At 53.4% G+C, this 18,643-nt stretch carries 17 protein-coding genes; all 17 read left to right on the plus strand.

Translation table 11 applies throughout. The features are described from left to right. The first annotated feature begins 64 nt into the window (after positions 1-64). The 17 genes from ravA (at position 65) to glmU (ending at position 18,621) form a co-directional block, all read left to right on the plus strand. Positions 65-1,561, plus strand: a complete 1,497-nt coding sequence (gene ravA / locus ACIP6T_RS20060; RefSeq protein WP_097097620.1) for an ATPase RavA — start codon at positions 65-67, stop codon at positions 1,559-1,561. Beyond that, complete coding sequence (gene viaA, locus ACIP6T_RS20065; RefSeq protein ID WP_097095520.1) at positions 1,558-3,018, plus strand: ATPase RavA stimulator ViaA; 1,461 nt, start codon at positions 1,558-1,560, stop codon at positions 3,016-3,018. Before ravA ends, viaA begins: the two co-directional genes overlap by 4 nt. 54 nt (positions 3,019-3,072) lie before the next feature. Further along, positions 3,073-5,211: a 5-histidylcysteine sulfoxide synthase gene (gene ovoA, locus ACIP6T_RS20070; protein ID WP_400458588.1), complete on the plus strand. Its 2,139-nt coding sequence runs from the start codon at positions 3,073-3,075 to the stop codon at positions 5,209-5,211. Positions 5,212-5,318: 107 nt separating this feature from the next. After that, positions 5,319-5,780 carry a transcriptional regulator AsnC gene (gene asnC / locus ACIP6T_RS20075; protein WP_097095518.1) on the plus strand — a complete coding sequence of 154 codons (462 nt, stop codon included), beginning with the start codon at positions 5,319-5,321 and terminating at the stop codon, positions 5,778-5,780. Between the two features lie 154 nt (positions 5,781-5,934). Further along, positions 5,935-6,375, plus strand: a complete 441-nt coding sequence (gene mioC / locus ACIP6T_RS20080; RefSeq protein ID WP_097095517.1) for an FMN-binding protein MioC — start codon at positions 5,935-5,937, stop codon at positions 6,373-6,375. A 441-nt stretch (positions 6,376-6,816) separates the two neighbouring features. After that, complete coding sequence (gene mnmG / locus ACIP6T_RS20085) at positions 6,817-8,706, plus strand: tRNA uridine-5-carboxymethylaminomethyl(34) synthesis enzyme MnmG (RefSeq protein WP_097095516.1); 1,890 nt, start codon at positions 6,817-6,819, stop codon at positions 8,704-8,706. Between the two features lie 47 nt (positions 8,707-8,753). Continuing rightward, positions 8,754-9,371 (plus strand): 16S rRNA (guanine(527)-N(7))-methyltransferase RsmG, encoded by a 618-nt coding sequence (gene rsmG, locus ACIP6T_RS20090; RefSeq protein ID WP_400458590.1) that lies wholly within the window; start codon positions 8,754-8,756, stop codon positions 9,369-9,371. A gap of 713 nt (positions 9,372-10,084) precedes the next feature. Next, a complete protein-coding gene (gene atpI / locus ACIP6T_RS20095; RefSeq protein ID WP_400458591.1) occupies positions 10,085-10,465 on the plus strand; it encodes a F0F1 ATP synthase subunit I in 381 nt (126 codons plus the stop codon). Positions 10,466-10,473: 8 nt separating this feature from the next. Beyond that, positions 10,474-11,292, plus strand: coding sequence for a F0F1 ATP synthase subunit A (gene atpB, locus ACIP6T_RS20100; protein ID WP_097095513.1), 819 nt, complete (start codon positions 10,474-10,476; stop codon positions 11,290-11,292). A 49-nt stretch (positions 11,293-11,341) separates the two neighbouring features. Further along, positions 11,342-11,581 (plus strand): F0F1 ATP synthase subunit C, encoded by a 240-nt coding sequence (gene atpE / locus ACIP6T_RS20105; RefSeq protein WP_003849523.1) that lies wholly within the window; start codon positions 11,342-11,344, stop codon positions 11,579-11,581. A gap of 107 nt (positions 11,582-11,688) precedes the next feature. After that, entirely contained in the window at positions 11,689-12,159 is a 471-nt protein-coding gene (gene atpF / locus ACIP6T_RS20110) for a F0F1 ATP synthase subunit B (protein WP_097095512.1), read from the plus strand. Between the two features lie 14 nt (positions 12,160-12,173). Beyond that, positions 12,174-12,707: a F0F1 ATP synthase subunit delta gene (gene atpH, locus ACIP6T_RS20115; RefSeq protein ID WP_097095511.1), complete on the plus strand. Its 534-nt coding sequence runs from the start codon at positions 12,174-12,176 to the stop codon at positions 12,705-12,707. A 14-nt stretch (positions 12,708-12,721) separates the two neighbouring features. Further along, entirely contained in the window at positions 12,722-14,263 is a 1,542-nt protein-coding gene (gene atpA / locus ACIP6T_RS20120; RefSeq protein ID WP_097095510.1) for a F0F1 ATP synthase subunit alpha, read from the plus strand. A 52-nt stretch (positions 14,264-14,315) separates the two neighbouring features. Further along, the gene (atpG, locus tag ACIP6T_RS20125) at positions 14,316-15,182 is read left to right on the plus strand and encodes a F0F1 ATP synthase subunit gamma (RefSeq protein ID WP_097095509.1); all 867 of its coding nucleotides are present in this window, start codon (positions 14,316-14,318) and stop codon (positions 15,180-15,182) included. Between the two features lie 63 nt (positions 15,183-15,245). After that, entirely contained in the window at positions 15,246-16,643 is a 1,398-nt protein-coding gene (gene atpD / locus ACIP6T_RS20130) for a F0F1 ATP synthase subunit beta (protein WP_007893594.1), read from the plus strand. A 24-nt stretch (positions 16,644-16,667) separates the two neighbouring features. Then, the gene (locus tag ACIP6T_RS20135) at positions 16,668-17,087 is read left to right on the plus strand and encodes a F0F1 ATP synthase subunit epsilon (protein WP_097095508.1); all 420 of its coding nucleotides are present in this window, start codon (positions 16,668-16,670) and stop codon (positions 17,085-17,087) included. A gap of 163 nt (positions 17,088-17,250) precedes the next feature. Continuing rightward, on the plus strand, positions 17,251-18,621 hold the full coding sequence (gene glmU, locus ACIP6T_RS20140) for a bifunctional UDP-N-acetylglucosamine diphosphorylase/glucosamine-1-phosphate N-acetyltransferase GlmU (protein ID WP_400458594.1): 1,371 nt from the start codon (positions 17,251-17,253) through the stop codon (positions 18,619-18,621). Positions 18,622-18,643: the final 22 nt, after the last annotated feature.

Below are 18,643 nucleotides of genomic sequence, written 5' to 3' on the forward strand. Positions count from 1 at the left end.
TCAGTAGAGTATTGCGCTCGCCAAACTATGACGGCACCAGGATCAAAAGGATAATGATGTGATTATGGCTCAACCCCATCTTTTGGCAGAAAGAATTTCTCGCCTGAGCAACGCGCTGGAAAAAGGGCTGTATGAACGCCATCACGCGATCCGTCTCTGTCTGCTGGCCGCGCTCAGCGGGGAAAGCGTGTTTTTGCTTGGGCCGCCGGGCATCGCCAAGAGCCTTATCGCCCGCCGCCTGAAATATGCCTTCCAGCACGCCCGCGCTTTTGAATATCTGATGACCCGTTTTTCTACCCCTGAAGAGGTGTTTGGCCCGTTGTCGATTCAGGCACTCAAAGATGAGGGCCGCTATCAGCGACTGACCAAAGGCTATCTGCCCGATGCTGAGATTGTCTTCCTTGATGAAATCTGGAAAGCCGGCCCGGCGATTCTGAATACCCTGCTAACCGCCATCAACGAACGCCGCTTCCGTAACGGCGATAGCGAAGAAAAAATCCCGATGCGCCTGCTGGTTACCGCCTCCAACGAATTGCCTGAAGCGGATAGCGGACTGGAAGCGCTGTATGACCGCATGTTGATTCGTCTGTGGCTGGATAACGTGCATGAGAAACAGAATTTCCGCAGCATGCTCACCCATCAGCAGGACGAAAACGACAATCCTGTGGCGGAGTCACTGCGCATCAGCGATGAAGAGTATGAGCAGTGGCAGAAAGGCATCAGCCAGGTCAGCCTGCCGGATCACGTGTTCGAACTGATTTATCAGCTACGCCAGCAACTAGAAACGCTGCCGGATGCGCCCTACATCTCCGATCGCCGCTGGAAAAAAGCCATTCATTTGTTGCAGGCCAGCGCATTCTATAGTGGTCGCGTAACCATCGCCCCCATCGATTTAATTCTGCTGAAAGATTGTCTATGGCATGACGTGGCCTCGATGAAGCTGCTGGATCGCGAAATTGATACGCTGATGTCGCAACATGCGTGGCAGCAACAGGCGCTGCTACACAAACTGCAGCAGATCAAAGGCCGTCGCCTGGCGCTGCAACAGCAGCAAAGTGTGGCGCAAGCGCTGACGCTGGAGAAACACAGCGGCATGTTCAGCCGCAAACCGCATTATGAATTACCCGCCGCGATTGCGGACGAACAGCTGACACTGATGCTGCAACAGCCGCTAATGCTGCACGATATGCAGGTAACGCACATTCTGCTGGGGCGTGAAGCCCTGAATCAGTGGCTGCTGAAAGGCGGCGAAATCCGTGGCAAGCTAAATGGCATTGGCTTTGGTCAGACGCTCGATATGCTGGTGGATACGCATCACTGCCTGACGCTGCGCGATGTTAGCCTGCAATCCACGCGACTCACGCTGCCGGGCGCCAGCAACAGCAGCGAGATGCCGCAGGAGATCGCCGATGAATATGAGGCGCTGGAAACGCAGCTGCGCACGCAACGTACGCTATTTAGCCAGCAGCAGCGCTGCTTGTTCATTAGCGATGACTGGCTGGCTCGCATTGAAACCAGCCTGCAGGATGTAGCGGAACAGCTGAAACAGGCGAGAAAATGATCTCGCTAGAGACGCTGAGTACGCTGCTATCGATTGGCGAAACCGAGCTGATAGAAGAGCTGATCATCGCGTTACTCGCCTCGCCGCAGCTGGCGCTTTTTTTTGAAAAATTTCCCCGCATGAAGCAGGCATTAATGCGCGATCTGCCACGCTGGCGATCGGAGATTGCCGAGCAGATCAAAGCCACGCCGGTGCCGGAAACGCTGGCGCAGGAATTTCAGCTGTTTCAGCAGATGCAGCTGCTCAGCACGCAAAATTTCACCCAGCAGTTACCCCACATCATGACGCAGCTGAAAAGTCTGCCGTCGCCGTTTATTGAAGAAGCCAGCAAACTGCTTCTTAATGCCGAAAACACACAGCTCAGTAACGCGCAGCACACGCTGTTTCTGCAACGCTGGCGCCTCAGCCTGACACTGCAAACGCTGACGCTAAATGAAACCATTCTGGAAGAGCAGCGCGAACGCCTGATGGCGGAACTGCAGCAGCGCATGGCGATCAGCGGTCAGCTAGCACCGATTCTTACCGATGACGATGAGGCCGCGGCTGGTCGCCTGTGGGATTTGAGCAAAGCGCCGCTGCAGCACGGCGATTACGAGCTGATTGTGCAGTATGGCGATTTCCTTGCTCAGCAGCCGGAACTGATGAAGCTGGCGCAACAGCTGGGACGCAGCCGCGAGGCCAAATCGGTGCCATCGCAGGATGCGCCGCTGGAGGCGTTTCACCAACTGGTGCGTGAACCGGATAATGTGCCGGAAGAGGTCAGCGGCATTCATCAGAGCGATGATGTGCTGCGCCTGCTACCGCCAGAGCTGGCGGCGCTGAGCATTAGCGAGTTAGAGCTGGAATTTTATCGACGTTTGGTCGAGAAACGCTTGCTGACCTACCGTTTACAGGGCGATGCGTGGCACGAAAAAGTCACCATGAGACCGGTTAGCCACCAGCAACACGAAGAGCAGCCGCGCGGACCGTTTATCGTCTGCGTGGATACCTCCGGTTCGATGGGCGGTTTCAACGAACGCTGCGCCAAAGCTTTTTGCCTGGCGCTGCTGAAAGTGGCGCTGGCGGATAAGCGCCGCTGCTACATCATGTTGTTTGCACATGAAGTGATCGGCTATGAGCTCACCGCCGACAATGGCATTGAGCAGGCCATTCGTTTTCTCAGCCAGCGCTTTCGCGGCGGCACCGATCTCGCCGCCTGCCTTGCCGCCGTAGTAAAACGCATGGAAGGCAACGCGTGGCAGGAAGCGGATGCGGTGATCGTGTCGGATTTTATTGCCCAGCGTTTGCCCGACGATGTCGTTAGCACCATTAAGCAGCGTCAGCGCCACTATCAACAGCGCTTCCACGCGGTCGCAATGTCGCTGCATGGCAAACCCGGCATTCTGCGCATTTTCGATCACATCTGGCGCTTTGATACCGGCCTGAAAAGTCGCCTGCTGCGCCGCTGGCAGCGCTAAGTCATCTGGCGGAAATGCTAATTTGCTATAGTGATAAGTTCGCACACCAAGCAAATGGAGCACCTTGTGACCACCGCCCAACTTCCCGCACCGACCCACACGCTGCGACTCTCCGGCCAAAATACCGAACAAAAAAGAGCCGAACTGCTAACGTACTTCACCCAAACCTGGGAACTGTATGAAAGCCTGTTTGATTGTCTGGCCGACGAACGCGCCTGGTTTAATAAAGCCATTTCGCTGCGTCATCCGCTGATCTTCTACTTTGGCCACACTGCGACCTTCTACATTAATAAGCTGATGGCCGGACGCTATCTCGATCAACGCGTCGACGATCGTATTGAGGCGATGATGGCGATCGGCGTGGATGAGATGAGCTGGGACGATCTCAACGACAACCATTACGACTGGCCAACTATCGCTGAAGTCCGCGACTATCGCGGCAAAGTAAAAAGTCTGGTGAGCGAGTTCATTCGCACCATGCCGTTGGCGCTGCCCATCGATTGGGAAAGCCCGGCGTGGGTGGTTTTGATGGGGATCGAGCACGAACGTATTCATCTGGAAACCTCCAGCGTGCTGATGCGCCAGTTGCCCATCGAGTGGGTAAAAGCGCAACCGCACTGGCCGGTTTGCCCGCAGGCGCGTCACGATCGTCAATCTGTGCCAGCCAATACGCTGGTCGCCATGCCCGGGGGTCGTGTGCAGCAGGGCAAAACAGACGACACCTACGGCTGGGATAATGAATATGGCAGCCAGCAGACAGAACTGAAGCCGTTTAAGGCCAGTAAAATGCTGGTGAGCAATGCCGAGTTTTACCGCTTTATCGCGGCGGATGGCTATAACGATCGCCGCTGGTGGGATGATGAAGGCTGGGGCTGGCGCGAATTCTCCGGCGCGCAAATGCCGACGTTTTGGGTCGGGGACGAAAAGCAACCCGATCAGCTAAAGCTGCGCTTGCTGGCTGAGGAAGTCGCGATGCCCTGGGACTGGCCAGCGGAGGTGAATCAGCTGGAAGCCGCTGCGTTCTGTCGCTGGCTGGCTGAAGAGACCGGTAAATCCGTGCAACTCCCCTGTGAAGCGGAATGGGCGCAGCTACGTGAACAGGTAAGCGTCGACCAGCCGGATTGGATTGACGCGCCAGGCAATATCAATCTGGCGTATTGGGCTTCGTCCAGCCCGGTCGATCGCTTTGCTCAGGGTGAGTTCTACGACATTGTCGGCAACGTATGGCAGTGGACCACCACCCCGACCAACGGCTTCGAAGGTTTTAAAGTCCACCCGCTCTACGATGATTTCTCCACGCCGACCTTTGATGGCAAACATGCGCTAATTAAAGGCGGCAGCTGGATTTCTACCGGCAACGAAGCGCTGAAATCCGCACGCTACGCTTTCCGCCGTCACTTCTTCCAGCACGCCGGTTTCCGCTATGTGGTTTCATCACATGAAGAAACGATGGCGCTCAATCCTTATGAAACGGATAGCATGGTGTCGCAATACCTCGATTTCCAGTACGGTCCGAGTTACTACGGCGTGCCCAACTACGCGGCTGCGCTGGTGGAAAAATTGCTGCCGCATTGCCAGGAGCGCGGCCAGGCGCTGGATATAGGTTGTGCCACCGGACGCGCCAGTTTCGAGCTGGCGCGCCATTTTGATGCAGTAACCGGAATGGATTACTCGGCGCGCTTTATTGATGTCGCGCTACAGCTGACATCGGGAGAAGATTTCCGTTACGTGGTGCCAGAAGAAGGCGAGCTGGTGGAGTATCGGCAGGTACGGTTGAAAGAGTTTGGTCTTGAGGCTCAGCAAGCGCAGCGTATCCAGTTTGTGCAGGGCGATGCCTGTAACCTGAAGCCACAGCCGGATCGTTACGATCTGGTACTCGCTTCCAACCTGATTGATCGTCTGCGTCAGCCCAAACGCTTCCTGCAGGATGTTACGCCGATGATCCGGGCCGGCGGCTTGCTGGTGCTGTCGTCACCTTATACCTGGCTGGAGGAATTCACCCCGAAAGAAAACTGGCTGGGTGGTGTGCGTGAGAATGGCGAAGCACTCACCACTTACCAGGCGTTGCAACGCGTATTACGTGACGCGTTTGACGAAGTCGCACCGCCGCAGGATATCCCCTTTGTTATCCGCGAGACGGCGCGCAAATTCCAGCATACACAGGCGCAAGTGACCTTCTGGCGCAAGCGCTAATAAAGCGTGCAGACAACGGCATGGCTGTTGTCTGCACCTTGCCTGCACCGCTAATTTGCTGCACATTCTCCTCTATTCATAGAAGAAGAACTCAACGAGGATGGACAATGGCGGAAAACCTTCAGCTGGATAACCTGGATCGCGGCATTTTGAATGCGCTGCTGCAAAATGCACGCACCGCGTATGCCGAACTCGCTAAACAATTCAACGTGAGCCCGGGCACCATTCATGTTCGCGTGGAAAAAATGCGTCAGGCGGGGATTATTTTAGGCACCCGCGTGGAGATTGATCCGCGCCAGCTTGGCTTCGATGTGTGCTGCTTTATCGGCATTATCCTGAAGAGCGCACGTGATTATCCGGCGGCGCTTAGTAAGCTGGAAGCCTTAGATGAAGTCGTTGAGGCCTGGTACACCACGGGCCATTACAGCATTTTTATCAAAGTGATGTGTCGATCAATCGACGCACTGCAGCAGGTGTTGATCAACAAGATCCAGACTATCGACGAAATTCAGTCCACCGAAACCCTGATCTCACTGCAAAACCCCATCATGCGCACCATTAAGCCGTGATCCCCATCTAAACTGTGCACAAACTTATCCCCGGCAGATCGCGCGCACAGCGTGACTTGCCGCCTGATGCTTTCTACTATTAACCCTGTTTTCCACAGGTGGATCACGGCTTGATCACAGCGTACAATGCTCGCCTTTAGTGCGGGAGAGCATCATGGCCGATATTACGTTAATCAGTGGAAGTACCCTTGGCAGCGCCGAATATGTTGCTGAACATCTGGAAGAAAAACTGCAGGAAGCGGGCTTCTCAACCGAGGTGCTGCATGGGCCTGAGCTCGATGAGCTGCAGCAGGAAGGCATTTGGCTGATTGTGACCTCCACGCACGGTGCCGGTGAACTCCCCGACAACTTGCTTCCTTTATATGAAGCATTGCAGGAGACGCAACCGGATCTTTCCGGCTTACGTTATGGTGCAGTCGGCATCGGCAACCACGAATACGATCTTTTCTGTGGCGCGATCAAGCTGCTGGAAGAGCAGTTGAACCAATTGGGTGCCAAACGCATTGGCGATCGCCTTGAGATCGACGTGCTTGAGCATGAGATCCCGGAAGACGCGGCTGAAGTGTGGGTGTCCACATGGAAAACCCAGATTTAAAACGATCTTTGCCGGCCGGGGATCGGGTAAATAGAACGATCCCCAGTTTATTGCGCTGTTTTTTTGCTTTAAACACGCGATCAGCTGTGGATAACATAGCCTGATTCATGCGTATAACCGGTAGTTATCCCAATAACAACCGCTGTTTCTTTTTTAGGCTGTGCATAAGTTGCTGTTTTGATCCCAGCTTATACGGATCAGGATCACCGATCATTCACAGCAAACGATCCTCTCTAATACGCTGTTAAATCGTGGCTTTTCCGGGTTATCAACAGCCTGGTGCGATCCTAATAGTAGATCTAACAGAGAGATCATATAAAAGAATAAAGATCCTTTCTTTTAAACCTCAGGATCCCGCGACTTTCGCCGCCGAGATAATTTCAGTAGAATCCACCGCCCAGGGCAACGATCCCTGTCCGAACATTAACGAGGACCCACTTCATGTTTTATCCAGATCCTTTTGACGTCATCGTAATCGGTGGTGGTCATGCGGGCACCGAGGCCGCGATGGCCGCCGCCCGAATGGGTCAGCAAACCCTGTTACTCACCCATAACATTGATACGCTTGGACAAATGTCCTGTAACCCGGCGATCGGTGGCATCGGGAAAGGACATCTGGTGAAGGAAGTGGATGCCTTAGGCGGTTTGATGGCCACGGCAATTGACCAGGCTGGCATCCAGTTTAGGATACTAAACGCCAGTAAAGGCCCAGCAGTACGCGCTACGCGCGCTCAGGCTGACCGCGTGCTGTATCGCCAGGCGGTACGCACTGCGCTGGAGAACCAGCCAAATTTGATGATCTTCCAGCAGGCAGTTGACGATCTGATTGTGGAAAACGATCGCGTCGTCGGTGCTGTGACACAGATGGGTTTGAAATTCCGCGCCAAAACCGTGGTACTGACCGTCGGGACGTTCCTTGATGGCAAAATCCACATTGGCCTGGATAACTACAGCGGTGGACGAGCGGGCGATCCGCCATCAATTCCATTGGCGAAACGTCTGCGTGCACTGCCGCTGCGCGTGAACCGTCTGAAAACCGGTACGCCACCGCGCATTGATGCGCGCTCGATTGATTTTTCAGTACTGGCTCCGCAGCACGGTGATAACCCAATGCCGGTGTTCTCGTTCATGGGCAAAGTCTCACAGCATCCACAGCAGGTGCCGTGCTGGATCACCTCCACCAACGAACAGACCCATGACGTGATCCGCAATAACCTTGATCGTAGCCCGATGTATGCCGGGATCATCGAAGGTATTGGTCCACGTTACTGCCCGTCGATCGAAGATAAAGTGATGCGCTTTGCCGATCGTAACGCGCACCAGATCTTCCTCGAGCCGGAAGGTCTCACCAGCAATGAAATCTACCCCAATGGCATCTCCACCAGCCTGCCATTTGACGTTCAAATGCAGATCGTCCGCTCCATGAAGGGCCTTGAAAACGCGAAGATCGTGCGTCCGGGTTATGCCATTGAGTATGATTTCTTCGATCCTCGCGATCTAAAACCAACGCTGGAAAGTAAATTTATCCACGGCTTGTTCTTTGCCGGTCAGATCAACGGCACCACAGGCTACGAAGAAGCGGCGGCGCAAGGTCTGCTAGCCGGCCTCAATGCGGCGCGTTCTTCTGCAGACAAAGAGGGCTGGGCGCCACGGCGCGATCAGGCTTATCTCGGTGTTTTGGTCGATGACCTCTGCACATTGGGTACCAAAGAGCCGTACCGCATGTTCACCTCGCGCGCCGAGTATCGTTTGATGCTGCGTGAAGATAACGCCGATCTGCGTTTGACAGAGACAGGCCGTGAACTCGGTTTGGTTGATGATGCTCGCTGGGCACGTTACAACCAAAAACTGGAAGCGATTGAGCAAGAGCGTCAACGCTTGCGCGATCTGTGGGTGCACCCAAAATCAGATCACGTGGCGGAGGTAAACACGGTGATCAGTGCACCGCTTACCAAAGAAGCCAGCGGTGAAGATTTACTGCGCCGTCCAGAAATGACCTATCCGCTGCTTACCTCGCTGGCAAGCTATGGCCCGGCGCTCGCTGATGAGCAAGCCGCCGAGCAGGTTGAAATTCAGGTGAAGTACGAAGGCTACATTGCACGCCAGCAGGAAGAGATTGATCGCCAGCAGCGCAATGAAAATACCTTGTTGCCTGTGGATCTCGATTATCGTCAGGTTAATGGTCTGTCGAATGAAGTGATTGCCAAGCTTAACGATCACAAACCCACCTCCATCGGCCAGGCCTCTCGTATTTCGGGCATTACGCCTGCGGCGATCTCGATTCTGCTGATCTACCTGAAAAAACAGGGCCTGCTGCGTAAAAGCGCCTGATAGACTTCGGGGCGAGGTACCTCGCCCCCGTTAATGGAATTCTCGTCGTGATTAACAAACTCTCCTCGCTGCTGAAAGCGGCAAACATTTCCCTTACCGATCAACAAAAACAGCAGTTGGTTGGCTATGTTGAGCTGCTGCATAAATGGAACAAGGCCTATAACCTGACATCGGTGCGCGATCCGCAGCAGATGCTAGTACGACATATCCTCGATAGCGTGGTGGTTGAGCCGCATCTGCAGGGCGATCGCTTTATTGACGTTGGCACCGGGCCTGGCTTACCGGGTATTCCGCTGGCCATTGTACGCCCGCAGTCGCATTTCACACTGCTTGATAGCCTTGGCAAACGCGTGCGTTTCCTGCGCCAGGTACAGCATGAGTTAGGACTTACTAACGTTACGCCCGTGCAGAGCCGCGTGGAGGAGTTCCCATCCGAGCCGCCGTTCGATGGCGTTATTAGCCGTGCTTTCGCCTCACTGGAAGATATGCTGAACTGGTGCCATCATTTGCCGGGTCGTGAAGGACGTTTTTATGCCTTGAAGGGGGTACGTCCGGATGATGAGATATCAGCCTTGCCTGCTGGCTTTGTCGTGGAGAAAATTCAACCGCTGCAGGTGCCGGAACTGGACGGTGAACGGCATTTAGTCGTGATTAGCCGAAAATAGCCTTTTCAACGGTATGGATTTAAGTCAATCCATACCGTTTGCTTTCGTGATGAAATTGAATGAAAAAGCAGCGATTGAACATTTTGGGATAAAAGCATTTATTCGGTGGGGCAGGGTAAGCAAGTTAACATTCATCCCGGAAATTATCCGAAAAGTCCTGTTACATTTAACTATTAATTCACATTTCATTATCACTTAGATCACGTTATGGCGTGTATTTACGCAGTCAAATAATCACTGTGGAAAATATAACTCTGCAATAAATCGGCGTGCGTAATATCAGTTTTACGTTTTTATTGCAGGACATGATGTCAATAGAGTGTTTTTATCGATAATCAATGATATGTGGTTTCCGGATAATTATAATCTATTGATAAATAATCCATTTACTGGGTTATGAAATGTTAATTTTCATAACTTAAACAAATTCACATCGCCATTCCTTGTTTATTATGTGATCTAAAGCACGCTTTAAAAGCAAGTCGGAAGGGCAATTTCAGATTTTCATCGAACCCTGCTCGCCAGGCGATGTTTTCAAAAATAGCGCTCCAGAAAGAAATTTAAATAATTGTTCACCTTTTCGCTACTTACCGATTGAAATCGCAGGTGGCGCCCGTATAATTTGCACGGCTTTTGCTGCTTGACTCAAATGAGTAAAGGCAGTCTTATACGACACGCGACATACCCCGTTCGGGGCAGGAGAGTTCAGCGTCATGTCAGTGTCTCTTTACAGTGTGAAATTAGCCCGGGCCGTGCTGATCATTCAGCTGGTGACCTTTGTCATCATCGGTGCGCTCTTTACCCTGAAAGAGGTCTCCTGGGGCGCCTCTGCCATCGCCGGTGGAGCGGCAGCCTGGCTGCCGAACGTGTTGTTTATGTTTTTAGCCTGGCGCCTGCAGGATCAAACGCCTGCGAAAGGCCGTGTTGCCTGGAGCTTCGCCCTCGGTGAAGTGATGAAGGTGTTCACAACGGTCATTTTTCTCGCGGTGGCGTTGGGTGTGTTTGGTGCGGTCTTCTGGCCGCTCGCAATCACGTGGTTATCGGTGCTGGTGGTGCAGATCGTCGCGCCGGCTGTAATTAACAACAAAGGGTAAGAGGCATCATGGCTGCTGGAGAAATCTCTACTCCGCAAGAATACATAGGTCACCACCTGAATAACCTTCAGTTGGACCTGCGTACTTTCGAGTTGGTGAATCCGCACGACGCTCCCGCGACGTTCTGGGTAATAAATATCGATTCCATGTTTTTCTCTGTGGTGCTGGGACTGATTTTCCTGGTGTTGTTCCGCAAAGTAGCTAAAAGCGCTACCAGCGGTGTTCCAGGGAAATTACAAGCGGCTATCGAACTGGTTGTCGGCTTCGTTGATAACAACGTGCGTGACATGTACCACGGTAAAAGCAAACTTATCGCCCCGCTGGCTCTGACGATTTTCGTTTGGGTCTTCCTGATGAACTTCATGGATCTGCTGCCTATCGATTTGCTGCCGTTTATCGGCGAGCACTATTTAGGTTTGCCGGCGCTGCGCGTCGTGCCATCTGCAGACGTGAACATTACGCTGTCTATGGCGCTGGGCGTATTTATTTTGATTCTGTTCTACAGCATCAAAATGAAAGGCATTGGCGGCTTCACCAAAGAGTTGACGCTGCAGCCTTTTAATCACCCGATCTTCATCCCCATTAACCTGATTCTTGAAGGTGTTAGCCTGCTGTCCAAGCCAGTATCACTGGGTCTGCGACTGTTCGGTAACATGTATGCGGGTGAGCTGATCTTTATCCTGATTGCCGGCCTGCTGCCGTGGTGGTCGCAGTGGTTGTTGAATGTGCCATGGGCCATTTTCCACATCCTGATCATTTCGCTGCAGGCTTTCATTTTCATGGTCCTCACGATCGTCTATCTGTCGATGGCATCTGAAGAACATTGATTTTTATCTCAACACTTAAGCTTTTAACTGAAACAAACTGGAGACTGTCATGGAAAACCTGAATATGGATCTGCTGTACATGGCTGCCGCTGTGATGATGGGCCTGGCGGCAATCGGTGCTGCGATCGGTATCGGCATCCTCGGAGGTAAATTCCTGGAAGGCGCCGCGCGTCAACCGGATCTGATCCCTCTGCTGCGTACGCAGTTCTTTGTTGTAATGGGTCTGGTGGATGCTATCCCGATGATCGCTGTAGGTCTGGGTCTCTACGTGATGTTTGCTGTCGCTTAAACCTGGTAGCCTTGTTCACTCATGGCACCTGGTGTGATGAGGGACGGATTCTGCCGTTTATCGCTGATAGCGGCAGAGCAAGTTAACTTAATAAGAGGCATTGTGCTGTGAACATTAATGCAACAATCCTCGGCCAGGCCATCGCGTTCATTCTGTTTGTCGCGTTTTGCATGAAGTACGTATGGCCGCCGATTATGGCTGCCATCGAAAAGCGCCAGAAAGAAATTGCTGAAGGCCTTGCTTCTGCTGAGCGCGCGAAGAAAGATTTAGATCTCGCGCAGGCCAATGCGACCGACCAGCTGAAAAAAGCCAAAGAAGACGCTCAGGTCATTATCGAGCAGGCGAACAAACGCCGTGCCCAGATTCTGGACGAAGCGAAAACTGAAGCTGAGACTGAACGTAACCGCATCGTGGCACAGGCGCAGGCAGAAATTGAAGCCGAGCGTTCACGTGTCCGTGAAGAGCTGCGTAAGCAAGTCGCGTTGCTGGCATTAGCTGGCGCCGAGAAAATCATCGAACGTTCCGTGGATGAAGCTGCTAACAGCGACATCGTTGATAAACTGGTCGCTGAACTGTAAGGAGGGAGGGGCTGATGTCTGATCTTATTACTGTAGCTCGCCCCTACGCCAAAGCAGCTTTTGACTTTGCTGTTGAGCATCAAAGCATCGATCGCTGGCAATCAATGCTGGCGTTTGCCGCAGAAGTGGCTCGCAACGAACAGATCGCAGATCTTCTTTCCGGTGCGCTTGCACCGGAAGCGTTATCTGCTTCTTTCATTGCAGTTTGTGGCGATCAACTTGATGAAAACGCCCAGAACCTGATTAAGGTAATGGCCGAAAACGGACGTTTGACAGCGCTTCCAGCGGTACTGGAACAGTACATTCAACTGCGTGACGCTTATGAAGCGACAGCCGAAGTTGATGTGATTTCTGCCAGTACGCTGAGTGACAGTCAGCTGACTAAAATCAGCGCCGCGATGGAAAAACGTCTGTCACGTAAAGTTAAGCTGAATTGCAAAATTGATAAGTCTGTAATGGCAGGTGTGGTTATCCGTGCGGGTGACCTGGTCATTGATGGCAGCGTACGCGGCCGTCTTGATCGTCTGGCAGACGTCTTGCAGTCTTAAGGGGACTGGAGCATATGCAACTGAATTCCACCGAAATCAGCGAACTGATCAAGCAGCGCATTGCTCAGTTCAATGTCGTGAGTGAAGCTCACAACGAAGGTACTATTGTTTCTGTAAGTGACGGTATCATCCGCGTACACGGCCTGGCCGATGTGATGCAGGGTGAGATGATTGCCCTGCCGGGCAACCGTTACGCTATCGCACTGAACCTCGAGCGTGACTCGGTTGGTGCAGTAGTGATGGGCCCGTATGCTGACCTCGCGGAAGGCATGAAAGTGAAATGTACGGGTCGTATTTTAGAAGTTCCAGTTGGCCGTGGCCTGCTGGGCCGTGTGGTGAACACCTTGGGTGCACCGATCGACGGTAAAGGCGCAATCGACAACGACGGCTTCTCGCCGGTTGAAGTGATTGCACCAGGCGTTATCGACCGTCAGTCAGTAGACCAGCCTGTTCAGACCGGTTACAAATCTGTCGATGCGATGATTCCAATCGGCCGTGGCCAGCGTGAGCTGATCATCGGTGACCGTCAGACCGGTAAAACCGCAATGGCAATCGACGCCATCATCAACCAGCGCGATTCAGGCATCAAGTGTGTCTACGTTGCGATTGGCCAGAAAGCGTCAACCATTTCTAACGTGGTTCGCAAACTGGAAGAGCACGGCGCGCTGGCTAACACCATCGTCGTTGTCGCTTCTGCTTCTGAATCTGCAGCGCTGCAGTACCTGTCACCGTACGCCGGTTGTGCGATGGGTGAGTACTTCCGTGACCGCGGTGAAGATGCACTGATCGTGTACGATGACCTGTCTAAGCAGGCTGTTGCTTACCGTCAGATTTCTCTGCTGCTGCGCCGTCCACCAGGTCGTGAAGCCTTCCCTGGCGACGTGTTCTATCTCCACTCTCGTCTGCTGGAGCGTGCATCACGCGTTAGCGCTGACTACGTTGAGCGCTTCACCAACGGTGAAGTGAAAGGCCAGACCGGTTCTCTGACCGCACTGCCAATCATCGAAACTCAGGCGGGTGACGTTTCCGCGTTCGTTCCGACCAACGTAATCTCGATTACTGATGGTCAGATCTTCCTGGAATCGAACCTGTTCAACTCCGGTATTCGTCCAGCCGTTAACCCGGGTATCTCGGTATCCCGTGTTGGTGGTGCTGCACAGACCAAGATCATCAAGAAACTGTCCGGTGGTATCCGTACCGCATTGGCACAGTATCGTGAACTGGCGGCGTTCTCTCAGTTCGCTTCCGATCTGGACGATGCAACACGTAAACAGCTGAGCCACGGTCAGAAAGTGACCGAGCTGCTGAAACAGAAACAGTATGCGCCGATGTCAGTCGCGCAACAGGGTCTGGTGCTGTTTGCTGCTGAGCGCGGCTATCTGAACGACGTTGAACTGGCGAAAATCGGCAGCTTCGAAGCCGCTCTGCTGGCGTTCGCGGATCGCGATCACGCTGAGCTGATGGCTGAAATCAACCAAGCGGGTAACTTCAATAACGAAATCGAAGAGAAGCTGAAAGGCGTCCTCGAAACGTTTAAAGCAACCCAGTCCTGGTAATGTCTGGCGGCTTGTCTGAAAAGGCAGGCCGCAAGGCTTTGAGGAGAAGCTAATGGCCGGCGCAAAAGAAATACGTAGTAAGATCGGCAGCGTAAAAAATACGCAGAAGATCACCAAAGCGATGGAAATGGTCGCCGCCTCCAAAATGCGTAAAACGCAGGAACGCATGGCGGCCAGCCGTCCGTATGCAGATACCATGCGCAAAGTGATTGGTCACCTTGCACTGGGTAATCTGGAATACAAGCACCCTTACCTGGATGAGCGCGACGTTAAGCGCGTCGGCTACCTGGTCGTTTCGACTGACCGCGGGCTTTGTGGTGGTTTGAACATTAACCTGTTCAAAAAATTGCTGGCAGATATGAAGAGCTGGTCTGATAAAGGCGTGCAGAGCGATCTGGCGATTATCGGTTCTAAAGGCAATTCATTCTTCGGCTCTGTAGGTGGCAACATCGTGGCTCAGGTCACCGGTATGGGCGATAAGCCTGCACTGTCTGATTTGATTGGCCCGGTAAAAGTGATGTTGCAGGCCTATGATGAAGGTCGCATCGACAAGCTGTATATCGTTGGCAACAAGTTTAATAACACCATGTCTCAGACTCCGACCATTACCCAACTGCTGCCGTTACCGCCAGCGGAAGGTGAAGAAGAGATGAAGGCGAAGACCTGGGATTACCTGTACGAACCCGATCCGAAAGCGCTGCTGGATACCCTGCTGCGCCGTTATGTCGAATCGCAGGTTTATCAGGGTGTGGTGGAAAACCTGGCCAGTGAGCAGGCCGCACGTATGGTGGCGATGAAAGCTGCAACCGATAACGGCGGAAACCTGATCAAAGAGCTGCAGTTGGTTTACAACAAAGCTCGTCAGGCCAGCATCACCCAGGAACTTACCGAGATCGTCTCGGGAGCCTCCGCGGTTTAACCAGGCATATATCCTGTCGCGCGAGCGCGGCTGGGTATTTTCGTATTAGGTAGAGGATTCAAGATGGCAGCTGGAAAGATTGTCCAGATTATCGGCGCCGTAGTTGACGTCGAATTCCCTCAGGACGCGGTACCGCAGGTATATAGCGCTCTCGAGGTGAAAAATGGTGATGCTCGTCTGGTGCTGGAAGTTCAGCAGCAGCTGGGTGGTGGCGTGGTTCGTACCATCGCCATGGGTACTTCTGACGGCCTGAAGCGCGGTCTGGAAGTCACTGACCTGAAAAAACCTATCCAGGTTCCGGTTGGTAAAGCAACCCTCGGCCGTATCATGAACGTATTGGGTGAGCCAATCGACATGAAAGGCGACCTGCAGAATGACGATGGCAGCGCATTAGAGGTTTCCTCTATTCACCGCGCAGCACCTTCATATGAAGATCAGTCTAACTCCCAGGAACTGCTGGAAACCGGCATCAAGGTAATCGACCTGATGTGTCCGTTCGCTAAGGGCGGTAAAGTCGGTCTGTTCGGTGGTGCGGGTGTTGGTAAAACCGTAAACATGATGGAGCTGATCCGTAACATCGCGGCTGAGCACTCAGGTTACTCGGTATTTGCTGGTGTGGGTGAGCGTACTCGTGAGGGTAACGACTTCTACCACGAAATGACTGACTCCAACGTTATCGATAAAGTAGCGCTGGTGTATGGCCAGATGAACGAGCCGCCGGGTAACCGTCTGCGCGTAGCACTGACCGGCTTGACCATGGCGGAAAAATTCCGTGATGAAGGCCGTGACGTTCTGCTGTTCATCGACAACATCTATCGTTACACCCTGGCCGGTACTGAAGTATCAGCACTGCTGGGTCGTATGCCATCTGCGGTAGGTTATCAGCCGACGCTGGCAGAAGAGATGGGTGTGTTGCAGGAGCGTATTACCTCTACCAAGACCGGTTCAATCACCTCTGTACAGGCCGTTTACGTTCCTGCGGATGACTTGACTGACCCGTCACCAGCAACCACCTTTGCTCACTTAGACTCAACCGTTACGCTGAGCCGTCAGATCGCCTCTCTGGGTATCTACCCAGCCGTTGACCCGCTGGATTCTACCAGCCGTCAGCTGGATCCGCTGATCGTGGGTCAGGAGCACTATGATGTTGCGCGTGGCGTGCAGTCTCTGCTGCAGCGTTACCAGGAACTGAAAGACATCATCGCCATCCTTGGTATGGACGAGCTGTCTGAAGAAGACAAACTGTTGGTGGCACGTGCGCGTAAAATTCAGCGCTTCCTGTCTCAGCCGTTCTTCGTTGCTGAAGTCTTCACTGGTTCTCCAGGTAAGTACGTTACCCTGAAAGACACTATTCGTGGCTTCAAAGGCATCATGGAAGGCGAATTCGACCACCTGCCAGAGCAGGCGTTCTACATGGTCGGCGCTATCGAAGAAGCCGTAGAAAAAGCGAAGAAACTGTAATTTCGGTTTCCCAGGAGGAATGGTATGGCTATGACTTATCATCTGGACGTGGTCAGTGCGGAGCAACAAATGTTCTCCGGTCTGGTGGAGCGCATCCAGGTGTCAGGTAGCGAAGGTGAGCTGGGTATTCGCCCGGGCCACGCCCCGCTGCTGACAGCCATCAAGCCTGGTATGATTCACATCGTGAAACAGCACGGCGAAGAGGAGTATATCTACCTCTCTGGCGGCGTGCTGGAAGTACAACCTGGCAGCACCACCGTTTTGGCTGACACCGCGATTCGCGGCGAAGACCTCGACGAAGCGCGCGCGCAGGAAGCGAAACGTAAAGCGGAAGAGCACATGAACAGCAGCCACGGCGACGTGGATTATGCTCAGGCTTCTGCGGAGCTGGCGAAAGCCATCGCAAAACTGCGTGTTATCGAGCTGACCAAAAAAGCGATGTAATCAGGCTTTATGCGTCACGAAATGCCAGCCCATTGGGTTGGCATTTTTTTTGCCCAAAATTTGCCGTTGCGCTTTAACCCCGGCTAATTTCGACCCGAGAAAAATGTAGTAATCTCAGGGCTAAACCTTACACTTTCGAAAGTTAAATTCAGTCAGGATAGTTATGTCTACAAACGCGATGAGTGTGGTGATCTTAGCCGCTGGCAAAGGCACCCGAATGTATTCCGATCTGCCCAAAGTTCTGCACACCCTTGCAGGTAAACCAATGGTTCAGCACGTGATTGATGCCGCAACCGGTTTGGGCGCTCAACACATCCATCTGGTGTATGGTCACGGCGGCGATTTACTCAAATCTGCGCTTGCGGATAACGCACTTAATTGGGTGCTGCAGGCTGAACAGCTCGGTACCGGGCACGCAATGCAGCAGGCAGCCCCCTTCTTTGCTGATGATGAAGATATCCTGATGTTGTACGGCGACGTGCCGCTGATCTCGCAAGAGAGCTTGCAGCGTCTGCGCGCGGCTAAACCGGCGGGTGGCATTGGCTTACTTACGGTGGTTCTGGATAACCCAACCGGCTATGGCCGCATCGTGCGTGAAAACGGCACGGTGACCGGCATTATCGAGCAGAAAGATGCGTCGGCAGAACAGCTAAAAATCCAGGAAATTAACACCGGTATCCTGATTGCCAACGGCAGCGACCTCAAGCGCTGGCTGGCGCAGCTCAACAATAACAATGCGCAGGGCGAATTCTATATCACCGATATCATTGCCATGGCGCACCGGGAAGGTCGCGTTATCAATGCGGTGCACCCAGCGCGCATCAGTGAAACCGACGGCGTGAATAATCGGCTGCAGCTGGCAACACTTGAGCGCGTTTACCAAAGCGAGCAGGCGGAAAGGCTGCTGCTGGCGGGTGTCATGCTGCGCGATCCGGCGCGTTTCGATCTGCGCGGTGCGCTGCAACACGGGCGGGATGTGGAGATTGACACCAACGTGATTGTTGAAGGCAACGTTACGCTCGGCAACCGGGTGAAAATCGGCGCGGGCTGCATCATCAAAAACAGCGTGATTGCGGATGACTGTGAAATCAGCCCCTATTCGGTGATCGAGGATGCCACCTTAGCCGCCGGCTGTACGGTTGGTCCGTTCGCGCGTCTGCGTCCGGGCAGCGAGTTAGCTGAAGAGGCGCACGTGGGTAACTTCGTGGAGATGAAGAAAGCCACGCTGGGCAAAGGCTCAAAAGCTGGCCATCTTTCCTATCTCGGTGATGCCGAAATTGGTGCGGGCGTGAATATCGGCGCGGGCACCATTACCTGTAATTACGATGGCGCGAACAAATCCAAAACCATCATCGGCGACAACGTATTCATCGGCTCAGATACGCAGCTGATAGCGCCCGTCAGCGTGGCGAGCGGCGCGACCATTGCCGCGGGTACTACCATCATGAAGGATGTGACGGCCGCTGACCTGGTTTATAACCGTAAAGAGCAGAATCACAAGTCTGGCTGGCAGCGCCCGGTGAAGAAGAAATAAATTAAGGGCCGGCAACGATCGG

It is taken from the genome of Pantoea sp. NPDC088449 (genome assembly GCF_044753225.1).
In the GTDB taxonomy this organism is placed as follows: Bacteria; Pseudomonadota; Gammaproteobacteria; order Enterobacterales; family Enterobacteriaceae; genus Pantoea; species Pantoea floridensis.

Bases quoted from the DNA above. Each gene is read 5' to 3' on its own strand.
- ravA (WP_097097620.1), top strand. From the start codon at position 65: ATGGCTCAACCCCATCTTTTGGCAGAAAGAATTTCTCGCCTGAGCAAC.
- viaA (WP_097095520.1), top strand. From the start codon at position 1,558: ATGATCTCGCTAGAGACGCTGAGTACGCTGCTATCGATTGGCGAAACC.
- ovoA (WP_400458588.1), top strand. From the start codon at position 3,073: ATGGAGCACCTTGTGACCACCGCCCAACTTCCCGCACCGACCCACACG.
- asnC (WP_097095518.1), top strand. From the start codon at position 5,319: ATGGCGGAAAACCTTCAGCTGGATAACCTGGATCGCGGCATTTTGAAT.
- mioC (WP_097095517.1), top strand. From the start codon at position 5,935: ATGGCCGATATTACGTTAATCAGTGGAAGTACCCTTGGCAGCGCCGAA.
- mnmG (WP_097095516.1), top strand. From the start codon at position 6,817: ATGTTTTATCCAGATCCTTTTGACGTCATCGTAATCGGTGGTGGTCAT.
- atpI (WP_400458591.1), top strand. From the start codon at position 10,085: ATGTCAGTGTCTCTTTACAGTGTGAAATTAGCCCGGGCCGTGCTGATC.
- atpB (WP_097095513.1), top strand. From the start codon at position 10,474: ATGGCTGCTGGAGAAATCTCTACTCCGCAAGAATACATAGGTCACCAC.
- atpE (WP_003849523.1), top strand. From the start codon at position 11,342: ATGGAAAACCTGAATATGGATCTGCTGTACATGGCTGCCGCTGTGATG.
- atpH (WP_097095511.1), top strand. From the start codon at position 12,174: ATGTCTGATCTTATTACTGTAGCTCGCCCCTACGCCAAAGCAGCTTTT.
- atpA (WP_097095510.1), top strand. From the start codon at position 12,722: ATGCAACTGAATTCCACCGAAATCAGCGAACTGATCAAGCAGCGCATT.
- atpG (WP_097095509.1), top strand. From the start codon at position 14,316: ATGGCCGGCGCAAAAGAAATACGTAGTAAGATCGGCAGCGTAAAAAAT.
- atpD (WP_007893594.1), top strand. From the start codon at position 15,246: ATGGCAGCTGGAAAGATTGTCCAGATTATCGGCGCCGTAGTTGACGTC.
- ACIP6T_RS20135 (WP_097095508.1), top strand. From the start codon at position 16,668: ATGGCTATGACTTATCATCTGGACGTGGTCAGTGCGGAGCAACAAATG.
- glmU (WP_400458594.1), top strand. From the start codon at position 17,251: ATGTCTACAAACGCGATGAGTGTGGTGATCTTAGCCGCTGGCAAAGGC.